This is a genomic window from Wolbachia endosymbiont of Drosophila barbarae (assembly GCF_044752445.1).
Classification (GTDB): Bacteria; Pseudomonadota; Alphaproteobacteria; order Rickettsiales; family Anaplasmataceae; genus Wolbachia; species Wolbachia pipientis.
This window is the reverse complement of record NZ_JBIXJM010000102.1, coordinates 1-609: the sequence shown is the minus strand read 5'-3', so window position 1 is coordinate 609 and position 609 is coordinate 1. Positions and strand designations below refer to the sequence as shown.

The following is a 609-nucleotide window of genomic DNA, read 5'->3' as shown; positions in this document are numbered from 1 at the left end:
TCTTCTTTAACTGTTCAGGATTTACTTGAGATTGTTCATTATTGTCATGAGTTGGAGATGAATAGCCCGAATCGTTTGCTTTTATGTCTGTTGAGCTGTCTTTTAGCAACCCAACTCCTCTCAAGCGTTTTTTAGTTTCTTCGCTAATCTGACTCTGATCAGCTGGTTTTAACCCGAGATTTTCTTGACCTAATGTATTTTTAAGTTCTTCAAATAGAGTTAGATTACTTTGTCTAATATGTTCTTCTAATTTCCTTCCTACCTGTTTTAAATCTGTTTGAGATTTACTATCACTATTAGTTGGAGATATATAGCCTGAATCACTTATACTATTTGGTGTTGAAGCAGAGACACTAATAGTTGGACCTTCCACTATTTTTACATCTGCTAAATCGTCTTTTTGCAATCCATCTTCTTTATCTTGTGACAGTTTATCAGTAGGATCAACTTGCCTTAATCCTCTATTATCCTGCTGTGATCTATCTCTGATTTCTTTAAGAAGATTTTCAGGTGGAGTTTGATCACTTTGTTCAATGTTCTCTAAGCTCTTCTTTAACTGTTCAGGATTTACTTGAGATTGTTCATTATTGTCATGAGTTGGAGATGAAT

The 609-nt window shown here is 34.3% G+C and carries 1 pseudogene; it reads right to left on the bottom strand.

Annotated elements, in window-relative coordinates:
* Positions 1 to 609 (bottom strand): annotated as a pseudogene (locus ACIPNH_RS01355) (hypothetical protein); the annotation flags it as partial.